The 22,178-nt window shown below is 64.9% G+C and carries 21 protein-coding genes; 12 read left to right on the top strand and 9 right to left on the bottom strand.

What is annotated here, in order from left to right:
• Window positions 1–112 precede the first annotated feature (112 nt).
• From BRAGE_RS0106670 to garD, 5 genes are all read left to right on the top strand, one after another.
• Window positions 113–1,018 carry a LysR substrate-binding domain-containing protein gene (locus BRAGE_RS0106670; protein ID WP_027560366.1) on the top strand — a complete coding sequence of 302 codons (906 nt, stop codon included), beginning with the start codon at window positions 113–115 and terminating at the stop codon, window positions 1,016–1,018.
• Window positions 1,019–1,147: 129 nt separating this feature from the next.
• A complete protein-coding gene (gene kdgD, locus BRAGE_RS0106665; RefSeq protein ID WP_027560367.1) occupies window positions 1,148–2,092 on the top strand; it encodes a 5-dehydro-4-deoxyglucarate dehydratase in 945 nt (314 codons plus the stop codon).
• Window positions 2,093–2,118: 26 nt separating this feature from the next.
• A complete protein-coding gene (gene gudD / locus BRAGE_RS0106660; protein ID WP_027560368.1) occupies window positions 2,119–3,462 on the top strand; it encodes a glucarate dehydratase in 1,344 nt (447 codons plus the stop codon).
• A gap of 21 nt (window positions 3,463–3,483) precedes the next feature.
• Window positions 3,484–4,932, top strand: coding sequence for an aldehyde dehydrogenase family protein (locus BRAGE_RS0106655; RefSeq protein ID WP_027560369.1), 1,449 nt, complete (start codon window positions 3,484–3,486; stop codon window positions 4,930–4,932).
• A 113-nt stretch (window positions 4,933–5,045) separates the two neighbouring features.
• Complete coding sequence (gene garD / locus BRAGE_RS0106650) at window positions 5,046–6,587, top strand: galactarate dehydratase (protein WP_027560370.1); 1,542 nt, start codon at window positions 5,046–5,048, stop codon at window positions 6,585–6,587.
• A gap of 3 nt (window positions 6,588–6,590) precedes the next feature.
• On the opposite strand, the gene BRAGE_RS0106645 is transcribed toward garD, so the two are convergent.
• Entirely contained in the window at window positions 6,591–7,331 is a 741-nt protein-coding gene (locus BRAGE_RS0106645; RefSeq protein WP_027560371.1) for a hypothetical protein, read from the bottom strand.
• A 3-nt stretch (window positions 7,332–7,334) separates the two neighbouring features.
• Window positions 7,335–8,222 carry a MipA/OmpV family protein gene (locus tag BRAGE_RS0106640; protein WP_027560372.1) on the bottom strand — a complete coding sequence of 296 codons (888 nt, stop codon included), beginning with the start codon at window positions 8,220–8,222 and terminating at the stop codon, window positions 7,335–7,337.
• Between the two features lie 341 nt (window positions 8,223–8,563).
• Here BRAGE_RS0106640 and BRAGE_RS0106635 point away from each other — a divergent pair, with 341 nt between their 5' ends.
• A complete protein-coding gene (locus BRAGE_RS0106635; protein ID WP_027560373.1) occupies window positions 8,564–9,244 on the top strand; it encodes a response regulator transcription factor in 681 nt (226 codons plus the stop codon).
• Window positions 9,241–10,605: a sensor histidine kinase gene (locus tag BRAGE_RS0106630; protein ID WP_027560374.1), complete on the top strand. Its 1,365-nt coding sequence runs from the start codon at window positions 9,241–9,243 to the stop codon at window positions 10,603–10,605. Before BRAGE_RS0106635 ends, BRAGE_RS0106630 begins: the two co-directional genes overlap by 4 nt.
• An 18-nt stretch (window positions 10,606–10,623) precedes the next feature.
• On the opposite strand, the gene BRAGE_RS0106625 is transcribed toward BRAGE_RS0106630, so the two are convergent.
• Window positions 10,624–12,060: an outer membrane protein gene (locus BRAGE_RS0106625; RefSeq protein ID WP_027560375.1), complete on the bottom strand. Its 1,437-nt coding sequence runs from the start codon at window positions 12,058–12,060 to the stop codon at window positions 10,624–10,626.
• Between the two features lie 156 nt (window positions 12,061–12,216).
• Between BRAGE_RS0106625 and BRAGE_RS47945 the strand changes: the two genes are divergently transcribed.
• Window positions 12,217–13,266, top strand: a complete 1,050-nt coding sequence (locus BRAGE_RS47945; protein WP_051377713.1) for an AraC family transcriptional regulator — start codon at window positions 12,217–12,219, stop codon at window positions 13,264–13,266.
• Between the two features lie 198 nt (window positions 13,267–13,464).
• On the top strand, window positions 13,465–13,734 hold the full coding sequence (locus tag BRAGE_RS0106615) for a hypothetical protein (RefSeq protein WP_027560376.1): 270 nt from the start codon (window positions 13,465–13,467) through the stop codon (window positions 13,732–13,734).
• 48 nt (window positions 13,735–13,782) lie between these two features.
• Here the strand turns inward: BRAGE_RS0106615 and BRAGE_RS0106610 are convergent, their stop codons facing one another.
• Window positions 13,783–15,009: an L-dopachrome tautomerase-related protein gene (locus BRAGE_RS0106610; protein ID WP_084334463.1), complete on the bottom strand. Its 1,227-nt coding sequence runs from the start codon at window positions 15,007–15,009 to the stop codon at window positions 13,783–13,785.
• Between the two features lie 122 nt (window positions 15,010–15,131).
• On the opposite strand from BRAGE_RS0106610, the gene BRAGE_RS47940 reads away from it, so the two are divergent.
• Together BRAGE_RS47940 and BRAGE_RS0106600 are read left to right on the top strand one after the other, a co-directional pair.
• The gene (locus BRAGE_RS47940; protein WP_084334465.1) at window positions 15,132–15,548 is read left to right on the top strand and encodes a winged helix-turn-helix transcriptional regulator; all 417 of its coding nucleotides are present in this window, start codon (window positions 15,132–15,134) and stop codon (window positions 15,546–15,548) included.
• A gap of 209 nt (window positions 15,549–15,757) precedes the next feature.
• The gene (locus BRAGE_RS0106600) at window positions 15,758–18,016 is read left to right on the top strand and encodes a TonB-dependent siderophore receptor (RefSeq protein WP_027560378.1); all 2,259 of its coding nucleotides are present in this window, start codon (window positions 15,758–15,760) and stop codon (window positions 18,014–18,016) included.
• Between the two features lie 106 nt (window positions 18,017–18,122).
• Here BRAGE_RS0106600 and BRAGE_RS0106595 read toward each other — a convergent pair whose 3' ends face one another.
• From BRAGE_RS0106595 to BRAGE_RS0106585, 3 genes are all read right to left on the bottom strand, one after another.
• Window positions 18,123–18,470 carry a hypothetical protein gene (locus tag BRAGE_RS0106595; protein WP_027560379.1) on the bottom strand — a complete coding sequence of 116 codons (348 nt, stop codon included), beginning with the start codon at window positions 18,468–18,470 and terminating at the stop codon, window positions 18,123–18,125.
• Between the two features lie 248 nt (window positions 18,471–18,718).
• Window positions 18,719–19,318 (bottom strand): DUF2147 domain-containing protein, encoded by a 600-nt coding sequence (locus tag BRAGE_RS0106590; RefSeq protein ID WP_027560380.1) that lies wholly within the window; start codon window positions 19,316–19,318, stop codon window positions 18,719–18,721.
• Between the two features lie 106 nt (window positions 19,319–19,424).
• A complete protein-coding gene (locus tag BRAGE_RS0106585; protein WP_027560381.1) occupies window positions 19,425–20,453 on the bottom strand; it encodes an NAD(P)/FAD-dependent oxidoreductase in 1,029 nt (342 codons plus the stop codon).
• Between the two features lie 182 nt (window positions 20,454–20,635).
• Here BRAGE_RS0106585 and BRAGE_RS0106580 point away from each other — a divergent pair, with 182 nt between their 5' ends.
• Window positions 20,636–21,103 carry an acyl-CoA thioesterase gene (locus BRAGE_RS0106580; protein WP_027560382.1) on the top strand — a complete coding sequence of 156 codons (468 nt, stop codon included), beginning with the start codon at window positions 20,636–20,638 and terminating at the stop codon, window positions 21,101–21,103.
• 80 nt (window positions 21,104–21,183) lie between these two features.
• On the opposite strand, the gene BRAGE_RS0106575 is transcribed toward BRAGE_RS0106580, so the two are convergent.
• The gene (locus tag BRAGE_RS0106575) at window positions 21,184–21,504 is read right to left on the bottom strand and encodes a 2Fe-2S iron-sulfur cluster-binding protein (protein WP_027560383.1); all 321 of its coding nucleotides are present in this window, start codon (window positions 21,502–21,504) and stop codon (window positions 21,184–21,186) included.
• 178 nt (window positions 21,505–21,682) lie between these two features.
• The gene (locus tag BRAGE_RS0106570; protein ID WP_027560384.1) at window positions 21,683–22,057 is read right to left on the bottom strand and encodes an Hpt domain-containing protein; all 375 of its coding nucleotides are present in this window, start codon (window positions 22,055–22,057) and stop codon (window positions 21,683–21,685) included.
• Between the last annotated feature and the right edge of the window lie 121 nt (window positions 22,058–22,178).

The raw sequence follows: 22,178 nt of genomic DNA, 5'->3' as shown, positions 1-22,178 counted from the left end.
GAGCTTGACCAGGCAACTCAACGGCGGCCCTCAAAAGCCGCCGTCTTTGTTTTGGGAGTGATCGATGCTAGAAGTGCCGGGGAAACGCCTTATCCATCTAAGGCATGTATCGATGTTCGACCTCAATCAGCTCCGCTGTTTTGTCACGGTGGCGGAGGAACTGCATTTCGGCCGCGCCGCCGCGCGGCTGAACATGACTCAGCCGCCGCTGTCCCGGCAGATCCAGGTGCTCGAGCACATCATCGACGCGCCGCTGCTGGAGCGCACCAGCCGCTCGGTGCGGCTGACGCCGGCGGGGCGCAGCTTCCTACCCGAGGCGCGGCGCATCCTCAAGCTCGCCGAAAGCGCGTCCCAGGTCGCCCGCCGCATCGCACTCGGCAAGACCGGCTCGCTCAAGATCGGCTTCACCGCGGCCGCCGCCTACGGCTTCCTGCCCGAACTGGTCGCCGCCTGCCGCGCGAAACTGCCCGAAGTCGATTTCTCGCTGAAGGAGATGGTGTCGGGCGACCAGTTCGAGGCGCTGACCTCGGGCCAGATCGACGCCGGCCTGCTGCGGCCGCCGATCGCGCGTCCCGAGCTCACCAGCCGCCGCGTCGTCGCCGAGCCGCTGCTCGCCGCGATCCCGAAGAAGCATCCGCTGGCGAACGCGGACAACATCACCATCAAGGACTTCGACGACCAGCCCTTCGTGATGTATTCGCCCTATGAGAGCCGCTACTTCCACGATCTCCTGGTGGCGCTGTTCACGCGGGCCGACGTGCTGCCGCGCTATGTTCAGCATCTCAGCCAGATTCATTCGATCCTCGCCATGGTGCGCGCGGGGCTCGGCCTTGCCATCGTGCCGGCTGCGGCCGCGAGCCTGAAGATCTCCGACGTGCGGCTGCGGCCGCTCAAGCTGCGGACCCGCGTTCCTGTCGAGCTGTTCATGGTCTGGCGCCGCGACGACGAGAATCCGCTGCTCTCGGCCCTGGTCAAAATCGCCGGCGAATTGTCCTCCGCGGAGGTGGCGGAGGATTGATGCTCAATCCGCATCGGTCGATATAGGCTTTGGCTTGGACGCGCATCGAACGGTCTCCTAAACCACGGCGCATGGACGCGCGGCCTTCTGCTTGCGTCCTCCACAACACGAGGCAAGGGAGCAGCGCCCATGAGCAAGATGACCCCGCAGGAGATGGCCCAGAAGATCGGATCGGGCCTCCTGTCCTTCCCCGTCACGCCGTTCAAGGCGGACTACTCCTTCGACGAGGCGACCTACCGCGCCAACATGGACTGGCTGTGCGGCTATGACGTCGCAGGTCTGTTCGCCGCCGGCGGCACCGGCGAGTTCTTCTCGCTGACCCCGACCGAGGTTCCGCAAGTCGTGAAAGTCGCCGTCGACGAGACCAAGGGCCGCGTGCCCGTGCTCGCCGGCACCGGTTACGGCACCGCGATCGCCCGCGAGATCGCGATTGGCGCGGAAAAAGCCGGCGCCGACGGCCTGCTGTTGCTGCCGCCGTACCTGACCCATTCCGAGCAGGAAGGCCTTGCCGCCCATGTCGAGGCGGTCTGCGCCTCGGTGAAGATCGGCGTCATCGTCTACAACCGCGACAACGCCATCCTCCAGCCCGACACGCTCGCGCGCCTTGCCGAGCGCTGCCCGAACCTCGTCGGCTACAAGGACGGCATCGGCGACATCGAGCTGATGACGCGTGTCTACACCAAGCTCGGCGATCGCCTGACCTATGTCGGCGGCCTGCCGACCGCCGAGACCTTCGCCCTGCCCTATCTCGACATGGGCGTGACGACCTATTCCTCGGCCGTGTTCAACTTCGTGCCGGAATTCGCCACCAATTTCTACGCCGCCGTGCGCAAGCGCGACCATGCAACGATCCACGCCGGGCTGAAGGATTTCATCCTGCCGCTGATCGCGATCCGCAACCGCAAGAAGGGCTATGCGGTCTCGATCATCAAGGCCGGCATGAAGGTGATCGGCCGCGATTCCGGCCCGGTCCGTCCGCCGCTCACCGACCTCACCGAGCAGGAGATCGCGGAGCTGGCCGCGCTGGTGAAGAAGCTGCCCGCCGCACGATCGTCACAACAGGCTGCAGAATAGCAGCAGACAACAGCGAGGAGCGTGCGATGGCCCAGACGGAAATCTCCGGCGCACCGGTCGTCACGGCGATGCAGGTGATCCCGGTCGCGGGCCGCGACAGCATGCTCCTCAACCTCAGCGGCGCGCATGCGCCGTTCTTCACCCGCAACATCGTCATCCTCACCGACAATGCCGGCCACACCGGCGTCGGCGAGGTGCCGGGCGGGCAGAAGATCTGGCAGACACTGCAGGACGCCCGCGATCTCGTGATCGGCAAGACCGTCGGCGCGATGAACAACATCCTGGCCGATATCCGCACCGCCTTCGCCGATCGTGATGCCGGCGGCCGCGGCAAGCAGACCTTTGACCTCCGCGTCATGATCCACGCGGTCACCGCAGTGGAGTCGGCGCTGCTGGACCTGCTCGGCCAGCATCTCGCGCTGCCGGTCGCAGCCCTGCTCGGCGAAGGCCAGCAGCGCAAGAGCGTCGAGACGCTCGGCTACCTGTTCTTCGTCGGCGACCGTCGCAAGAGCAAGCTCGACTATGTCACGGGCGAGACCGGCAAGGCGGAATGGTTCAACCTCCGCCATCAGGAGGCGATGACGCCCGAGACCGTGGTGCGCCTCGCCGAAGCCACCCACGACCATTACGGCTTCGCCGATTTCAAGCTCAAGGGTGGCGTGCTCCGCGGCGAGCAGGAGATCGAGGCCGTCACCGCGATCGCAAAGCGCTTCCCCAACGCGCGCGTCACGCTGGACCCCAACGGGGCCTGGTCACTCGATGAAGCGATCAGCCTCTGCAAGAACATGCACGGCATCCTCGCTTATGCCGAGGATCCCTGCGGCGCCGAGGCCGGCTTCTCGGGCCGCGAGATCATGGCCGAGTTCCGCCGCGCCACGGGGCTGCCGACCGCAACCAACATGATCGCCACCGACTGGCGGCAGCTCTCCCATGCGCTGCGCCTGGGCGCGGTGGACATCCCGCTGGCCGATCCCCATTTCTGGACCATGCAAGGCTCGGTGCGCGTCGCCCAGACCTGCCGTGACAACGGCCTGACCTGGGGCTCGCACTCCAACAATCACTTTGACATCTCGCTCGCCATGTTCACCCATGTCGGCGCCGCCGCCCCCGGCAAGGTCACCGCGATCGACACCCACTGGATCTGGCAGGACGGTCAGGCGCTGACGCAAGAGCCCCTCCAGATCAGGGGCGGCAAGATCGCGGTCCCGGACCGTCCAGGCCTCGGCATCGAGATCGACCGCGCGGCCATCGAGACCGCGCATGAGCTCTACAAGAAGCATGGACTTGGCGCCCGGGATGACGCTATGGCCATGCAGGACCTGATCCCCGGCTGGACCTTCGACGACAAGCGTCCGTGCCTCGTGCGCTAAGAGAAAATCTGGAGGAATGAGATGACAGAAATCCTGAGAAACTTCATCGGCGGCGAATGGATCGAGGGATCCGGCATCACGAAGAACATCAATCCCTCCAACACCAACGATCTCGTCGGCGAATACGCCAAAGCCGACAAGGCGCAGACCGAGAAGGCGATCGCCGCCGCCAAGGCCGCCTTCCCCGCCTGGGCGCAGTCGACCCCGCAGGTGCGCTACGACGCGCTCAACAAGATCTCGACCGAAATCCTCGCCCGCAAGGAAGAGCTCGGTCGCCTGCTCGCCCGCGAGGAAGGCAAGACGCTTCCCGAGGGCATCGGCGAGGTCGCGCGCGCCGGCCAGATCTTTGCGTTCTTCGCCGGCGAGGCGCTGCGCCTGATCGGCGAGAAGGGCGCCTCGGTGCGTCCCGGCCTCGACGTCGAGCTCACCCGTGAGCCGGTCGGCGTCGTCGGCATGATCACGCCCTGGAATTTCCCGATCGCGATCCCCGCCTGGAAGATCGCGCCCGCGCTCTGCTACGGCAACACCGTGGTGTTCAAGCCGGCCGAGCTGGTGCCGGGCTCGGCGCATGCGCTCTCCGAGATCATCACCCGTTCCGGCATTCCCGCCGGCGTATTCAACCTCGTCGTCGGCTCCGGCTCGGTGGTCGGCCAGACCCTGCTCGAACATCCTGACGTCGCCGCGATCTCCTTCACCGGCTCGGTGCAGACCGGCCGCAAGATCGCGCAGGCCTGCGTGCTCTCCAACCCGATGAAGAAGTTCCAGCTCGAGATGGGCGGCAAGAACCCGCTGGTCGTGCTCGACGACGCCGACCTGAAGACCGCCGTCGAGGTCGCCGTCAACGGCGCCTATTTCTCGACCGGTCAGCGCTGCACTGCCTCCTCCCGCCTGATCGTCACCGAAGGCATCCATGACCGCTTCGTCGCGGCGATGGCCGAACGCCTGAACAGCCTGTCGGTGGACGACGCGCTCAAGGCCGGCGTGCATATCGGCCCCGTGGTCGACCAGAGCCAGCTCGACCAGGACCTGCGCTACATCAAGATCGGCCAGGACGAGGGCGCCAAGCTCGCCTTCGGCGGCGAGCTGCTCAAGCGCGAGAACCCCGGCCATTATCTGCAGCCGGCGCTGTTCACCGAAGCCAACAACAGCATGCGCATCGCGCGTGAGGAAATCTTCGGGCCCGTCGCCGCCGTCATCCGCGCCAAGAACTACGAGGAGGCCCTCGCCATCTCCAACGACACCGAGTTCGGCCTCGCCTCCGGCATCTGCACCACCAGCCTGAAATACGCCTCGCACTACAAGCGCAACAGCGAGTCCGGCATGGTGATGGTCAATCTGCCGACCGCAGGCGTCGACTATCACGTCCCGTTCGGCGGCCGGAAAGGCTCGAGCTACGGCGCCCGCGAGCAGGGCTCCTATGCCCGCGAGTTCTATACGACGGTGAAGACGGCTTATACTTTCCCAGGTTGAGACATCGTAGGGTGGGCAAAGCGAAGCGTGCCCACCAGCTACGTTCGACGTGAAACAAGGTGGGCACGGCGCGTGGCGCCTTTGCCCACCCTACGACTTCTGAGGCAAAGCAGATGGACCAGGACGTCGCAGCGAAAGAACAGCCCCGCTACATCAAGCTCAACGAGCGCGACAATGTCGCGATCGTGGTCAATGATTTCGGGCTTCCCGCCGGCTCCCGCTTTGCCAGCGGGCTGACGCTGCGCGCCTTCGTGCCGCAAGGGCACAAGACGGCGCTGGTCGACATCGCGCAAGACGCCCCGATCATCCGCTATGGCGAGATCATCGGCTATGCGCTCTCGCCGATATCAGCCGGCGAATGGGTCGATGAAGCCCGCATCCGCATGCCGGAGGCCCCAGCCCTCGACAAGCTCGAGATCTCGACCGCCGTTCCCGCACCGCTGCCTCCGCTCGAAGGCTTCACCTTCGAAGGCTACCGCAATCCGGACGGCTCGGTCGGAACGAAAAACATCCTCGGCATCTCCTCCTCCGTGCAATGCGTCAAGGGCACGATGGAATATGCGGTCAAGCGCATCCGCGCCGAGCTGCTGCCGAAATATCCGAACGTCGACGACGTTGTCCCGTTGACGCACGCCTATGGCTGCGGCGTCGCGATTACCGCGCCCGACGCAGTCGTGCCGATCCGCACCTTGCAGAACCTCGCACTCAATCCGAATTTCGGGGGCGAGATTCTGGTCGTCGGCCTCGGCTGCGAGAAGCTCGCGCCGGAGCGGCTGGTGCCGGAAGGCGTCAGCGATGCCATCGTGCGCATGCAGGACGAGGCCTTCGACGGCTTTGGTGCGATCGTCGATGCGATCATGACCCAGGCCGAGGCACGGCTGAAGGTGCTCAACACCCGCAAGCGCGAGACCTGCCCAGCCTCCGATCTCGTCATCGGCCTGCAATGCGGCGGCAGCGACGCCTTCTCCGGCGTCACCGCAAACCCCGCCGTCGGCTTCGCCGCGGACCTCCTGGTGCGCGCCGGCGCCACCGTGATGTTCTCTGAAGTGACCGAGGTGCGCGACGCCATCCAGCTCCTGACCCGCCGTGCCATCAACGAGGACGTCGGCCGCGCGCTGGTGCGCGAGATGGCCTGGTACGATTCCTATCTTGCGCGCGGCGGCGCCGACCGCAGCGCCAACACCACGCCCGGCAACAAGAAGGGCGGCCTTGCCAACATCGTCGAGAAGTCGCTCGGCTCGATCGTGAAGTCCGGCTCGAGCGCCATCACCGGCGTGCTCTCGCCCGGCGAGAAGGCGACGCAGAAGGGCATGCTGTTCGCGGCAACGCCGGCCTCCGATTTCATCTGCGGCACGCTCCAGCTCGCCTCTGGCATGACGCTGCAGGTCTTCACCACCGGTCGCGGCACGCCTTACGGCCTTGCGGCTGCGCCCGTGATTAAGGTCGCGACCCGCAGCGAGCTCGCGCGGCGCTGGAAGGACCTGATCGACTTCGATTCAGGCAGCATCGCCACCGGCGAGAAGACCATCGAGGAATGCGGCTGGGACCTGTTCCGCCTGATCCTCGACGTCGCCTCCGGCCGCACCAAGCCGTGGTCGGACCGCTGGGGCATCCACAACGATCTCACGCTGTTCAATCCGGCGCCGGTGACCTGAGGGTCACTGGCTGTCGAGCAGGTGCATGTCGCCGAGCGTGACCGGCAGGCTGCGCGTGATGAGGTCCGCAATCGCCGCGCGCAGCCGTTCGCTCGAAGCCGGACCGTCAAACGTCGCGTCGACTGCGCCGCTCGGGCCGGCAATCCGCATCGTCGCCGTGTTGTCGAGCGGCGCGGCGGCCCGCTTCTCGATCACGTCGAACGACTTGCCATCGATGACGCGGACTTCGTACAGCGCGTGGATCAGGCCGTAATCCGCGAGCAGCGTCCGGTATTCGGCGAGCCCGACGCCCTCGACGTTGCGGCCGTTGCCGAGCTTCGACTTCGCCCGCGTGATCACGATGTAGGCGTCCAGGCCTTGCGGAGAGACATCGCTGCGAACCAGCTCCTTGAACGGATCGCTGCGCAGGAGATTGACGGGCGTAACCGGCGAATCCCTGACAGCGGCGAACGCGACGCGGCGATAGCTCACCGCTTGAACGCGAAAGCGTCCGCTGAGGAGCTTCGTCGCTTGCTGCACGATGAACTCGTCCAGCCCCCACGCGCTGATCGAAGCGCTTTGCCCGGTCTTGCCGAACCCGGTCAGGCCGGCCTGCGTCAGGCTCATCTCCTCGCCGATGGCCGAGATGATGCCGACGGTCTTGATCGCCTGGAGGCGGCTCGCGCGCGTCTCGAACGCGGCGGCGGCGCCGAGAACGGCGGAGGCAAACGCGAGGCCAATCCATAGAACAGCTATGCGGCGCATCGCCTATCGAATCCTGAAGTCGAAGGAATAGGACGCGCCCAGGCCTACCGTGGTCTGGTTCGACGATCCCCGCAGCTTGACCAGCGGACTGTCCGCGGCATCACCCAGCAGCTTCTCGTACTCGACATAGGCATGGACCTCCCATTGCGGATTGATGCGGTAGGAGATCTGGCTGCCGAAGCCGACCGAGTGCGCGCCGCCCCTGGCATCATATAGTGGCAATCCCGACGCTGCCGCCTGCACGGCATCGACGCCGAAATAGGGCGCGGTCGCCTTGGTGCTCTTCCAGGTGAAGCGCGGGCCCGCCGAGATCGTCAGCCTCTGGATCAGCGGCACGATGACGTCGGCGGAGACATCTGCCACGGCGCCGGTGTGGCCACCCAAGCCCTGGCGCAATTCGCTGCGCAGGCGCAGCCAGTCGACCGGATAATATTCGACGAAACCGCCGAGCTCATAGGCCGCCTTGACGTCGCCAAGGCCCGTCAGCTCGGCATATCTGTCGCTCTTGCGCGAGGAGACATATTTGAACGCGGGGCCGGCGCGAAAATTGCCGACGTCGAGCAGCGCAATGCTGGCGCTGTCGCGAGGTCCGCGAAACTGGTCGATGGATCCGGCACGACGGATGGTGAAGATCGGGATCGGGAGAAATCTCCCGTTCTTCGATCCGACGAAGTCAGGCGTGTATTCGCCACCGATGCCGACCATGACGGTCCAGTTGCCGGAGGGCGATGGCAGCATCGGCAGGTCGAATGGCGGCGCCGGCAGCGTGAATGCGGTCTGCGCCGATGCAGCCTGAGGAAGCGCGATGATCGTGCCGAGTGCGGCAAGCAAGGCGGTCGTCCGCCGCGCATTCGCCGTGAGGCGGAGAGCGGCTTCGTCAAGATAAGTCATTACGGGGCCCCGGACCGGCCTTGCTGGCCGAGTCGACTTGATGTGGTTCGGAGCCCCGCATGTGACCCGGCAAAATTGCCCCAAGATTGCAACGGGCGATCGTCGCCGCGACATTTCGCGCGGTCAGCCGTGCAGCCGGACCAACATTGCACGAACATTGCCGGCCCCGCTCACACTCTCAAATTTTGGCCGCCGCAGCCGGTGCAACTCCCCGGCTCCTGCCTTTTATTCGCCTAGCTCGCTGCCTTAATGGAACCTCGCGCACGAACCGAAATGCCGGAATTCGGCCAGGAAGCGTCATGGTCGGGGTTCGATTGCCCCAGCAGAGAAGGACGAGGTGCGTGCGCTCGCTCGTGATCGAAGACGAACCGCAGATCGGCGCCTATGTCAGCCGGCTGCTCGGACAATTGCACGGCGTCGTCGACGTCGTCGGCTCGATTGCCGATGCCCGCCAGGCGCTGGACAATTTCAAATATGATCTCGCGATCGTCGACCGGATGCTGCCTGACGGCGATGCGCTCGAGGTGGTCACCGCGCTGAGCCAATCGCCGGAACGTCCCGCGATCATCATGTTGACCTCCAAGGACGCCAAGGAGGACGTCGTCGACGGCCTCAACGGCGGCGCCGACGACTATCTCGGCAAGCCGTTCGAGCCGCAGGAATTGATCGCGCGCGTGCGTGCGGTCTTGCGCCGGCCTCGCCTGCTCGCGCCCGCGGTGCTGTCGCTCGGCAATGTCGAGCTGCATCTCGGCAGCAACGAGGCGGTGGTCGGCGATACGAAGGTCCTGCTGCGGCGGCGCGAGGCCCTGATCCTGGGCGCGCTGCTGATGCGCCGCGACCGCGTCATCACCCGCGACGCCCTGATCGAGGAAATCTACGGTTTCGACGACGAGATCGAATCCAACACGCTCGAAGCGCAGGTCTCGCGCTTGAGGAAAAAATTGGCGGCATACGGCGGCGACGTCGAGATCCGCAGCATGCGCGGCATCGGTTACATCCTACGGCTGGCCACGCCGCGATGACCTCGATCGCCCGGACCTTTGCGCTGTCGCTCGGCATCGCCGCGACGACGATCTTCCTGATCATGCTCGGCCTCTTCATGTGGCGCTATCCGATGGAGGAGCGCGAGTTCAGGGCGTGCCGGGTCGTGGTTGCCGTTCTCGACCGCGCCACCGAGATCGAAGGGCAGAACCTCACGGTGCGCCCGACGCGCGCTCTCGAAGAGCTCAAGGCGGACAGCCCGAACCTCTGGTACGTCGTGTCCGCAGGCGACATGGTCCGCGAGTACGGCAGCGAACGCCGGCCGGCCCTTCCCTTCGCGTTTCCCTATCACGGGCCCGTCGGCTCATCGGTCTTCAACACGCTCGACCAGAAGAGCACCTTCTGCCTCGCCGTCGTGCAAAGGGGCTCGTTGCAGCTCGCGATGATGATCGGCGAGCCTCAAGTCCGGTTCGGCCGGATTGCACGAAACTTTCTCATCCGCAGTGTCTTTTCGATCATGCTGCTGGCGCTGGCCTTCGCCGCGACCGTCGCCGTCGGCGCGGCGCTGGCCGCGCGTTTCGTCTCACGCGGCATCGAACGGGTGGCGCTTCGCGCGCTCGCGATCGACCCTGCAGCCCCGCAGGGTCTGATATCCCTGTCCGAGGTCCCTCGCGAGCTGAAGCCGCTGGTCGAGGCGCTGAACCGCGCCTTCGGCGAGATCGATGCCTATATCAGGATGCAGCGACGCTTTCTCGGCAACGCCGCCCATCAGCTTCGCACGCCGCTGACGCTGCTGCGCGCGAAGATCGAGGACGTGCCCGAGCCGGCCTTGAAGGCCGAGCTGGTGCGCGACGTCCGCCGCCTGACGTCGCTGGTGTCCGCAATGCTCGACCTGGCGCGCCTGCAAAATCATGCGATCGAAAAGCGGCCGATCGATCTTGCCGAGATCACGCTGGACGTGCTGGCCGATTTCGGTCCCTCGGCGCTGGACGCCGGCATCGAGCTTGCGCTGGAGCGCGCCGAGGAAGGCCCGGTGCTGGTGCAGGGCGTCGATGCCGCCATTCGCAGCGCGCTCGCCAATCTCGTCGGCAACGCGCTGATCCATGCCCATGGCGCCCGACGCATCGTCGTCACGCTCGCCTGCCGCAGCATCGCGGTTGAAGACGACGGCGCAGGCCTGCCCGACGGCGCCGAGCACAAGCTGCTGGAGCCGTTTCAGACCGGCAACACCGCAGGCGGCGGCGCTGGCCTCGGCCTGTCGATCGTCCGCGAGATCATGACCGCCCATGGCGGTGAGCTCGCCATCTTCTCCGCGCCCGGCCACGGCACGACGATGAGCCTGCGCTTTCCCGAACGAGCGGCGGCGACGAAATCTCCGCAGCTCGATCTGGAAGCGCGCTAGCGCGCCCTCGCCGCTCTCTCAATACTTCGCCACCACCGGCGTGTTGAAGTGATAGTTCAGCCCGCTGCGGAAGATGTGCTCCTGGAGGTGGCTGGTGTGGGCGAACGTCGCACCGAAAACGCTGGTGTACTGGTCGGTCACGCTGCCGAGGTCGACGAACAGATATTCCGTCTTCGCGGTCCAGTTCGGACCGAGCAAGCCGAACGGATTGACGGGCGACTCGAGGCCGCCACCGACGGTGTAGCCGCTCTTGGTGTGCCTGGCGGTGATCTGCTGCACGACGAACACACCGAAATTATTGGTGTCGACCAGGGTCGTCTTCACGTCGCCATAGGCGGCGCCGCCTGTCAGATAGAAGAGCGACGAGCCGACCGAATAGCCGATGCGCGCCCGCGCCGTGCCGAGCCAGGTCATCCGCTGGTCGAGGGTGAGATCGAAGCCGATCGGCGGGCCGCACCACAACAGGCAAACCTCGTTGTCGCGCTGGGTCGAGCCCTGGATGTCGGCTTCGAGACCGAACACCCAATTGGCGGCCTGCCAGTTGTAGCCGATCTGTCCGCCGCCGATGAAGCCTTTCGGGCTCAAGTCGTGCCGTCCGGGATCGGTCGAAGCGACGACATCATACGTGCTGGCATTGCGCGCAATTGCGGCACCCGCATTGCCGCCGACATAAAGCCCCGTCCAGTTCGCCGCCGGCTGCTCCCGATAGGGGGTGCCGCCGACACGATAGTTCACGCCGACACGGAAAATGTGCTCGCGGGTATCCGACGAGAAACTCGCAGGCGTGCCCAGCAGGGTGCCTGCGCCCGTCTGGGTGCCGAGATTGAGATAGAGATATTCGATCTTGCCGGTCCAGTTGCCCGCGAGAGCAGCCTCGACACCGCTACCGATGGTCCAGCCGGTGCGGACCTGGCTGATGCTGAAGCTGTCGGGGATCTCGGTGACGCTGGTCCGCACGTCGCCATACGCAAAGCCGCCGGTCACATAACTCAGCACGGGGCCATTGGCCAGGCCAACGCGGCCGCGCACGGTACCGAACCAGCCGAGCCGTTGCGAATAAGTGAGGCCCAGGGCGCTGCAGGCCGGGAGCGAGAAGACGCCGCAACGATCGTCCTTCAGGTCGGCGGCCTGGATATCCGTCTCAACACCGAGGACCACGTTGCCGAGACCGAGATTGCCGCCCTGCCAGTTGTAGCCGGCCTGCGCGCCGCCGAGCCCGCCCTGCGGCCCGAGGCGGTTGATCTCGGTAAAGATCGTGCCGGTAAATCCGGCACTGGTCAGATTGCGGCCAACGCCATAACCGGCATTGACGCCGAGATAGAAGCCGGTCCAGTCATACAGCGTGGCCTCGATCCGCGGCGCCTTGACGTAGGCCGGCCGGGTCAGGTCGGCCGCCCCTGCGGCAGCCGTTCCGCCGATGACCATCACCACGGCGACGAGAGACGCTTTCTTCACGACCGATTCCTTTCGCTCGACTTCAGCTGCGCAAAGCCTAGGAGGTCTCGCGGCACGACTCTTGGACCGATGAGAACAAGTCCGGACAATGATGAACTCGCCCGCCGATTGCCGGCTCAATGGTGCATTCCGACAACACGACGGAAGCGCCGCCGATTGAAAAATAGCGTCATCGGTGATATCGGCTCGAACCGCCGGACGATGGACTGCAACTATTCCTTCATGACACCGCCCAAGTCCCGCTCCACGCCCGTCCATGTCTCCACGGACGAATTTCCGGTCCAGCAACGCCTCGCCAAATGGCGGGAGATCTACGGCCGCAGCATCGCGAATGTGGACATCGAGCCGATCGGCGACGAGCCGTTTCATGCCAGCGTGACCTTCCAGAGCCTGCCCGGCATCGGCATCGTGTCGGGATCGCGGTCGCCGGCACATTACCACCTCACTCGCCAGCATCTCGCCGGCGCACGGGACGGCTTCGGTATCTCCGTGCTCATCAGCGGCGCTTCCACGACGAGACAGCTCGGGCGCGAGATCGTCGGGCGCCCCGGCACCGCCGTCGTGATCTCCGGGACCGATCCGTCGGTCAGCACGATGCACCGCATGGGGCAATTCCTGACCATCGTCCTGCCCCGGCCCGAACTCGCGGTGCTGCTCCGCGATCTGGACTCCGCCTATGCGCGGCAGATTCCGGCCGAGAACGGCGCGCTTCGACTGCTGGTGCAGTACGTGAACACGCTTCACGCGGCCGGCCCGCTCGATGCGCCGCCGCTCGCGCACGCCGTGGCGAGCCACATCATCGATCTGGCAGCGCTCGCGCTCGGCGCGGAGGACGACGTCGCCCATGAAGCGGAAGGGCGCGGCCTCGCGGCCGCCCGGCTTCAGGCCATCAAGACCGACATCCGCAAGAACCTCGGCGATCACGAACTGTCGGCAACGACGCTCGCCTTGCGGCACGGCGTCTCGCCGCGTTACGTGCACAAGCTGTTCGAACGCGACGGCACCGGCTTCTCGGAATTCGTTCTGGCGCGCCGGCTCGACTGCGCGCAGCAAATGCTGAAAGATCCGAGCTTCGCCACCCGCACCATCAGCGCCATCGCGTTCGAGTGCGGCTTCGGCGACATCTCCTATTTCAACAGGACGTTCCGACGCGCCTACAACGCGACTCCGTCCGACATCCGCTCTGCCGCTTTACGGCTCCGATGAACCTGCCGCGGGTCCGGTCGCGTGGCGCGGAACGGTCATGAAACCGAAGCGCGGAAATGTTTCAGGATTGCTTCATCGCTGTCGCCTGACGCAACCAAATAGATCGCCGGCCGCCGTCGAATGTTCGCATGCGAGCGAACCTGCTGCGGCATCGCCGCGACCAAACCTCCGATTGACATCTTCAACGGAGATTCTCCAATGCGTTTTCTTTCGATGATTGCCGTCGCCGGTGCGATGATTGCGAGCTCCACGGCTGCGTTCGCCGGCGAACTTCCCTCTTACGAAATCAAGTCGTTTCCGATCTCGACGACTCAGGTGCAGGTGCTCGGCGGTGCCGGCGTCGAGGAGCAGTCGGCCGCGCCCGCGATGATCGTCGCCGGCATGCCCGCCTCCCCCGCGCAAGTCTCGGTGCTCTCGCCGCGCGTCAAGCGGCTGGCGAGCGCGACCGCGGCGAGCGAGGAACGCTGAGACAATTTGCGACCCCGGCTGTCCTTGCCGGGGTCGTCGCTCTCGCCGTCAGCGTGAGATATAGCCCGATGCGATCGGCTTGAATCGATAGATCAGATACGGCGTCTTGTTTTCTGCTTTCCCGCCATGGAACATGGCGGCTGCGGAGACCTGTGACGCCGATACGTACATATAGCCGTCGGGAGAGGCCGTGATCCCGTCCGGCCACACCATGTCCGCATCGCTCAGATAGGTGCGAAACTTCCGATCGGTCCCGACGACACCAATCGATTTGGTCTCGACCGCAGTCAGGTAGATGTTGCCCGCGTAGTCGATCGACAGGCCGCCATTGTTCGGCTTGTCCGAGTAGCGTTCCACCCTCGCGCTCAGCTCTTCGGCGGGCAGCTTCTCGTTGGCGAGGTCGGCCGCCTTGATGCGGTACAACGAACCGCCGCTGAGCGGCGCGAAATAGACCCACTCGGACCTCGCATCCATCGTGATGCCGTCGCAGCCGACCTTGATGAGCGAAGGCTTGCCGTCCTTGCCGGGCACCGTCAGATCATTGCCATCCACGGTGATTGGCACATTCTCGGGGACCGTGGATCGATCGCCGTCCAGCACGCGCCGGGCGACGCCCGTATCCATATCGATGACGATGATCGCAGCGTGAGATCCGTCGCCACCAGGCCCGATGTTTTCGTCGGCGACGTAGAACTTCCGGTTCTTCTGGTCGATCACGATGTCCTGCGGCTGCGAGCCTTTCACCGTCACCGGCTCCGGCATGTAATAGATGCGTTCCAGCCTGTTGGTGCGCGTATTCCACCCCACCAGCTTCGGCGTGATCTGCGTCCGGAATCCCATGTCGATGATCCACACGACACCGCTTTCGTCGGAACGAAGGCCCAGCACATTGTCCAGGTACTGATCGGTGCCTTTTCGTGGCGTATTCCATTCGGCATTCGGGAACGGCTCGAACGTCGTCGGCGACGTCAGCCGCGCCACGCGTATGTCCGGACTGAAGAAGGGATGGTGGCTGAAGATCAGCTGGTTGTCGGGCGTAAACGCAATGTTGCCGACTGACTGAGGCAGCCTCGCGAAAACTTCAGCGTTGCCGCTTCCGCTTTCCGCACAGGCTGCGCCCGTGACGATTGCCGCCGACAGCAGAGTGACAAGTCGAATTCCTCTCCTCACGCTTCGCACCGTTCGCTCCCTGTGTTTTCTAAGGTTATTCCCGCGCGCGTTCGACCGGTCTTGCGCCGGTTGCCGCCGCAGGATTTTGAATGCAGAGACTTCCATCCAGGCCGAAGCTCGTTCATCACGGCGTCGCTGACATCAGTCTTTGCGAGAGCGACGATGCGCGCTAATTTGGCGACTGACAATTACGCACAGGCCGGTCCTCTAGTATCACGGAGTGAACTATGCAGAAGCTCGGCGGCAAGACGTATGATTGCGCCGTTGGATGTCCCGTCGAGGCCACCCTCGATCTGATCGACGGCAAGTGGAAGGGCGTGATCCTCTATCATCTGCTCGACGACACGATTCGCTTCAACGAGCTCAAGCGGCGCCTGTCCCGCATCACGCAGCGCATGCTGACGCGCCAGCTCCGCGAGCTCGAGGCCGACGGCCTCATTCATCGCGAGATCTACGCCGAAGTCCCGCCGCGGGTCGAGTATTCCTTGACGGCGCTGGGGCGCTCCCTCGAGCCGGTCGTTCGCATGCTCTGGACGTGGGGCAATCAGTATCTCGCGACGGAAGCTGCCCGTGCCGGCGCGGTCAACGGAGCCGTTCCACTCTCGCCGCGGGTCAGACGGAGCCTGCCGTCAGGCCACGCGTAGGGCGGCCCTGCGTCGGTCTACGCCGCGCCAAGGCACACCGCGCCATTTTCACAATCACCGATCCGCGCGCCGCCATCAAGCGGCGTGCGATCTCCTTACATGAATACTAATTCTAAATCTGATGATTGAGGGACCATTGAGTCCTTCCTGCACTTCAAGCCCGAGACTGCGCTTGTTAGTCGTCCGCCCCGCAAATGATGGGGTCGCGAATGACTACATGGCTGAGGACGACGGCAGGATTGATCGGCGGCACATTGCCGATGTTGGCAAGCTTGATGGACGCGGCGCCGGCCGCGGCGCAATCATCGTCGCAGGAGCTGCCCGCTGTCGTCGTCCAGCAATCATCGCCGCGACCAGCGGCGCGCGCCCATCCGCTTCGCTCACGCCAGGCTGTGCAAGCGGCAAGCCGTCGTCGTCAAGCCGAGCGGGCCGCTGCGAACGCCAACACCCCAGCCGCGGGCGCGAGTGCTGGCGCGGAGACCGCGACGGGCCCCGTCCGCGGCTACGTCGCGACCCGAAGCGGCACCGGCACCAAGACCGACACGCCGCTGCGCGAGACGCCCCAGTCGATCAGCGTGGTGACCGCCGATCGCGTCACCGACCAGGGCGTGACCACCGTGCAGGAGGCGCTGCGCTACGTCCCCGGCGTGTTCGCCGACGCATACGGTGCGGATTCGCGCGGCGACTTTCCACGCATCCGCGGCCAGGATCCGAACATCTATCTCGACGGCACGCGCGTGGTGAACACGTTCAACTTCAACGAATGGCGGCCGGAGCCCTACACGCTGGAGCGCATTGAGGTCCTGCGCGGTCCATCCTCGGTGCTTTACGGCGACACCTCGACCGCCGGCCTGTTGAACCTGATCTCGAAGCGCCCCCAAGCCGAATCCGAGAACGAGATCGGCGTGCAATATGGCAGCTTCAACCGCAAGCAGATGCAGCTCGACTCCACGGGCAAGCTGACCAAGGACGGCGAGTGGCTCTATCGCTTCGTCGGCGTGTTCCGCGACAGCAACATGCAGACCGACTACGTCAAGGACGACCGCATCCTGCTGGCGCCGTCGCTGACCTGGCGGCCGACCAACAACACCAGCTGGACCGTGCTCGGCACCTACCAGAAGGACACCACCGGCTCGTCGACGGCCTTCCTGCCGCATGAGGGCACGCTCTATCCCGGTCCCAACGGCTTCATCCCTGTCAACCGCTTCACCAGCGAGCCGGGCTGGGACCGCTATCAGACCGAGACCGGCGCGGTCTCCAGCCTGTTCGAGCACCGCTTCAGCGATGCGCTCGTCGTCAGGCAGAACATGCGCTATACGCATGTGGAGGGCATCTATCACGGGCTTTATCCGGACGTGTACTCCAATCCGGACAATCCGTTCCTCGATGCGGACCGGCGCACAGTGGCGCGCTATATCTGGGCTCGCGACAGCGTCAAGGACAACTTCACGTCGGACAGCAATGCCGAGCTGAAATTTGCAACGGGCTCCGTCCAGCACAAGACGCTGTTCGGCGTCGACTACCGCGGCTACAAGGAGCGCGCTTCGTCCGGCGGAGGTTACGATGCAACGCCGTTCGATCTCTACGCGCCGGTCTACACCGGCGTCACGCCGCCGGACATGTCGGCCGAGCCCGATCTCCGCCAGAGCCAGCTCGGTCTCTACGGTCAAGATCAGCTGCGGCTGGGACCGTGGCTCGCTGTGCTCGGCCTGCGCCACGACTACGTCACCAGCGACACGCAGGGCTCACCGGTCGAGCATTACCAGGCGACCACGGGCCGCGCCGCGCTGATGTACGAGCTGCCGTTCGGCGTAACGCCTTACGTGACCTATGCACAGTCGTTCAATCCTGTGTTCGGCAGTGGTGTCTGCGCGGCGGGTGTCTGCGCGCCGCAGCGCGGCGAGATGGTGGAGCTCGGCTTCAAGTACAATCCGGCGCCCGGCAACGCGATCAACGGCGCGATCTTCGACACCACCGAACGAAACCGCCTGGCCAGCGATCCCGACAATCCGCTGCTCTCGGTCCAGACCGGCAAGGTGCGCATCCGCGGCGCCGAGCTCGAGGTGCTGGCGCGCCTCACGCCGGATCTGGATCTGATCGGTGCCTACACCTATCTCGATGCGCGCGTGGAAAGCGGCGACAACGCCGGCAAGCATGTCGAGACCGTGCCGGATCACCAGGCTTCGCTCTGGGCGAAGTACCGCCTGTCGCTGATCGGCCTTCCCGGCGTCACGCTCGGCGGCGGCGTGCGCTACATCGGCGCCTCCTGGGACGGCACCGACACCATCCGCACGCCCGACTACACGCTGTTCGATGCGATGGTCCGTTACGAGACCGGTCCCTGGCGCCTTCAAGTCAATGCCAGCAACCTGTTCGACAAGCGTCACGTCACCACGTGCCTTGCGCGCGGCGACTGCTTCCTCGGCATCGGCCGCACCGTGCTGGGCAGCGTGACCTATAAGTTCTAGAGCATGATCCGAAAAAGTGCGCAGCGGTTTTTCGAAAAGACCATGCTCAAACAACAACCTGAAGCGCGATGACGATTCATCCTGATCTCATCGCGCCTTAGAGATGCTATGTCATGCTGCCCGGCATGAAGCAGCGCACGCGCGGATGGCCGTCGATATAGTGCTTCCACACCATGGTGCGGCCGATCTTGTTCGGCACGGTGATCACGGCGCCGTCAGGCACCACGACCCATTCGTCGTCGAGATGGACGCGGTACCGTCCCTTGTCGGATTCCCAATCGACATCGGCAACGACATAGCCGTCGGCATCCGAGCAGCACTGTCCGTATTCGCTGTGCAGGCTCTCGAACCAGGGCTTGAGCGGCGAGTTGGCGTAGCGGCCGTCGTCGCGCGCCAGCGCCGGGCTGGTCAGCAGCACTAGCAGCGCTGCCGCACATGGTTTTGCAAATCGCATGTCGTCTTCCCGCGGATCACAATGGCGCCGCGAGGGACAGACGATGTCGCCCGCCGGCCACGCCGTCAGGCAGGCATGGACATGGCGACTCGTTCCCCCAGCAGCTTTGCGACAGCTATGCAAATCCGGCGCCAACGCGCATTCCGGGGAACTACGGCAGAAAGGTGCAACGGTATGCGCCTTTCGACGGATATGGCCGTCGGGACAAGACCGCCGCGGCGACGACTCTCAGGGGATGCGAAAACCGCCTACTGCTTCGGAGCGGGCGCCATCATCGCGCCGCCCTTCTTCGCTGCAGGCGTGGGCGCCGGCTTGGTCGCGGCGGCCTGCGCGGGCAGATACTTCGCGACGATGGCGGGATCGACCTGGGCGATGTTGGCGTCCGGCAGGCGTTGCCAGGTCTCGTCCTTGCCGAACAGGGAAATGCCGAGGAAGCCGCGCATGGTCAGGGTCTGGCCATCGGGACTCACCGTCATCTTGGCCTTCCAGATGTTGCCGTCGCGCGGATTGACGACGTTGCCGCCCTCGTACTTCAAGCCGTCACGCTTCATGTCGCGGATGAAGGAGAGACCGAGCACCGGCTGGTTCTTGCGATCGTCGGTGCACTTCGTGCAGGCCTCGTTCGGATCGTCGCCGGGGCGCGGGAAGGTCTTTGCGATCACGCCTTCGAAGATGCCGTTGTGGTCGATGAAGAGGAACCATCCGACTGTCTTGCCGTCCTCGACCTTCTGCCACAGGCCCGCTGCGGTCGGCTGCTGCGCCTGCGCCGCAGCCGGGCTCACCGCGCCGATCGACAGTGCGAGCGCGAGCAGCGAGAGCAGCCGAAAGCTGGAAAAGAGATTCCGCATTATGATCACCTTGCTAAGCGGCAACTGGAATGGCCGCAGACTACGGCGATTTCGCGAACGGTTCCAGCACCAGAAACATGGGGCATGGCGTTCCCGCCCCTCGCCCTCAGTTGACACCAAGCTTCTTTTGCAGGCTGGAGGACGAGGTCGTGTACTGGAACACCAGCCGCTTATCCGGATAGACGTAGCGATGGGCTTTTTGCGACATCAGCGCGCCCTCATGGAAGCCGCACAGGATCAGCTTGATCTTGCCGGGATAGGTGTTGATGTCGCCGATGGCAAAGATGCCGGGCACGTTGGTCTCGAACGCGGATGTCTCGACCGGCACCAGATTGTTCTCGAGCGCAATGCCCCAGTTCGCGACCGGGCCGAGCTTCATGGTGAGACCGAAGAACGGCAGCATGGTGTCGCAGACCACCTCGGTGATGCTGTTGTCGTTGCCCTTGACGGTGGCACCGCTCAGCTTGCCGTCGGCGCCCGAGAGCGCGGTGACCTGGCCGAGTCTCAGATCCATCTTGCCGCCGGCCACCAGCGCGCGCATCTGCTCGACGCTGTGCGGGGCTGCGCGAAACTCATCGCGCCGGTGCAGCAGCGTGATGCGCTTTGCCACCGGATGCAAATTGAGCGTCCAGTCGAGCGCGGAATCGCCGCCGCCGACGATCAGCACATTCTTGTCGCGGAACGTCTCCATCTTGCGCACGGCGTAATGCACCGAGGTGCCCTCATAGACCTCGATGCCCGGCACCGGCGGACGCTTCGGCTGGAACGAGCCGCCGCCGGCCGCGATCACCACAACCTTGCATTCGAACACCTTGCCGGCATCGGTGGTGCAGCGAAACAGGGGATCGCCGATCTTCTCGACAGTCTCGACCATCTCGCCGAGATGGAATGTCGGATGGAACGGCTTGATCTGCTCCAGCAGCGCGTCGGTGAGGCCTTGCCCCGAGACCTGCGGAATGCCGGGAATGTCGTAGATCGGTTTTTCCGGATAGAGCTCGGCGCACTGGCCGCCGACCTTGTCCAGGATGTCGACGAAATGCGCCTTCATGTCGAGAAGGCCGAGCTCGAAGGCGGCAAACAGGCCACAGGGGCCGGCGCCAATAATCAGCACATCGGTTTTGATCACGTCGCTCATGTCGTCTCTTTATCGGTCGTTATCGGTTGGACGGCGCCCGTTGGGCAGAGGTGACCCTGCCTGTCTAGCCAACGGGGATGGATCAGGGAAGGCATAAAAGCGGGAGCGCCCCGCAGCCGCGCCCACTTGCCGGGTCAGGATAACTGGGCTGTAACGGGCTGCGATATGACGGAGATCAATCGGTGAACGCACCAAGCCGCCTCGACACGACGCCGCGCCTTGAGGACTACCCCTACCGCCTCAGCGACAACGTGCGCTTCGGCGATCTCGATCCCAACCAGCACGTCAACAACGCGGTCTACGCCACCTATTTCGAGACCGGCCGTGTCACGCTGATGAAGCTTCCCGAATACGGGCTGACCCCGCCGGGCCTCGCCTGGATCATGGTGCGGCTCGACATCCATTTCCGCGCCGAGCTGCATTGGCCGAACACGATCGAGCTCGGCCTCGGCGTGGTGAAGCTCGGACGGACGTCAGTAACCTTCGAGCAGGTCGTGTTCTCGCAAGGAAAGTGCATTGCCTCGGCGACGTCCGTCGGCGTCCTGCTCGACGAGGCGACGCGGCGTCCGGCGCCGCTGACTGCAGAGGTGATCGAGAAGCTCAGGCCCTGGCACAAGCGCGGCATCGAGGTCGTGCCGCCGGGCTCATAGTGCATGATCCGGACCCGCAGGGCCCCGACAGCGCAAAGTGTGTAGCGGTTTCCGGGATCATGCACTCCTAGAGTGAAAGATCAGGCCTGGCGTTCGGGCGTCGCAACGACCAGCCCGTCGAGCTCGTCGGAAACCTTGATCTGGCAGGACAGGCGCGAGTTTGGGCGCACGTCGAAGCCGAAGTCGAGCATGTCCTCTTCCATCGGCGTCGGGCTGCCGACCTTCTCGCGCCAGGCTTCGTCGACATAGACATGGCAGGTCGCGCAGGCACAGGCGCCGCCGCATTCGGCCTCGATGCCGGGAATGCTGTTGCGGATCGCAGCTTCCATCACGGTCGCGCCGTTCTCGACTTCCACCGTACGGGTTTCGCCCTTGTGGTCGACAAAGTGAATCTTGGCCATGTGTGCTCGTGCTGCCGCGATGTTGGGGAAAAAGGAGTATCCGGGCTGTCCTATAACGGGTCGGTCAGGGCCGCGCTATAGCGTTTTCAAGCGAAGTGGGCCCCGTTTCGCGCGGAGGAAAACGCGTTCAGACAGAAGGCCAACGCGCAAGGCCCCCGCACGAATCGGGCTTGCGAGCCTAGTGCTTGAGGATCGCCGCGATCGCCGCGCGGACCTCGGCCACGGCCACCTTCAGCGCGGCGAAGGCGTGCGGCCGGTCGTGGCCGGTCCGGATCGCCATCTCGAGGCTGGCGGCCGCGTCGGCAACCGCAAAGGCGCCGATCCCCCTCGCCGAGCCCTTGAGCTTGTGCGCGAGCGCGCCGGTCTCGGCCGGCAACGCAGTCATTGCGGCGAGTAGGCGGACCGCCTGCTCGGCGAACATCGCGAGCACTTCCTGTTCCAGCTCGGCATCGCCGAGCGTCATGCGGGAGAGGTGGTCGAGGTCGAGCGGGCTGTCGATGGGCGCAAGCGGGGGCGAGGGCATCCAGTCCATCCGTTGCAGTTCAGGCGTCATGGCGCAGGCCCCGGCATCGCGCGATGGTTCCGCCGGTTCGGCGGTGACTTCCCCTCCACCCAAGCATGGAAATGGTTAACGAAATGTTTGGGCCGTTTTACGCAATTCTGCCCGTTTATTG

This window comes from Bradyrhizobium genosp. SA-4 str. CB756, assembly GCF_000473125.1.
GTDB classification, from domain to species: Bacteria; Pseudomonadota; Alphaproteobacteria; order Rhizobiales; family Xanthobacteraceae; genus Bradyrhizobium; species Bradyrhizobium arachidis.
Note: the sequence above shows the minus strand (reverse complement) of the source record. Positions and strands in the feature narration are given on the sequence as shown.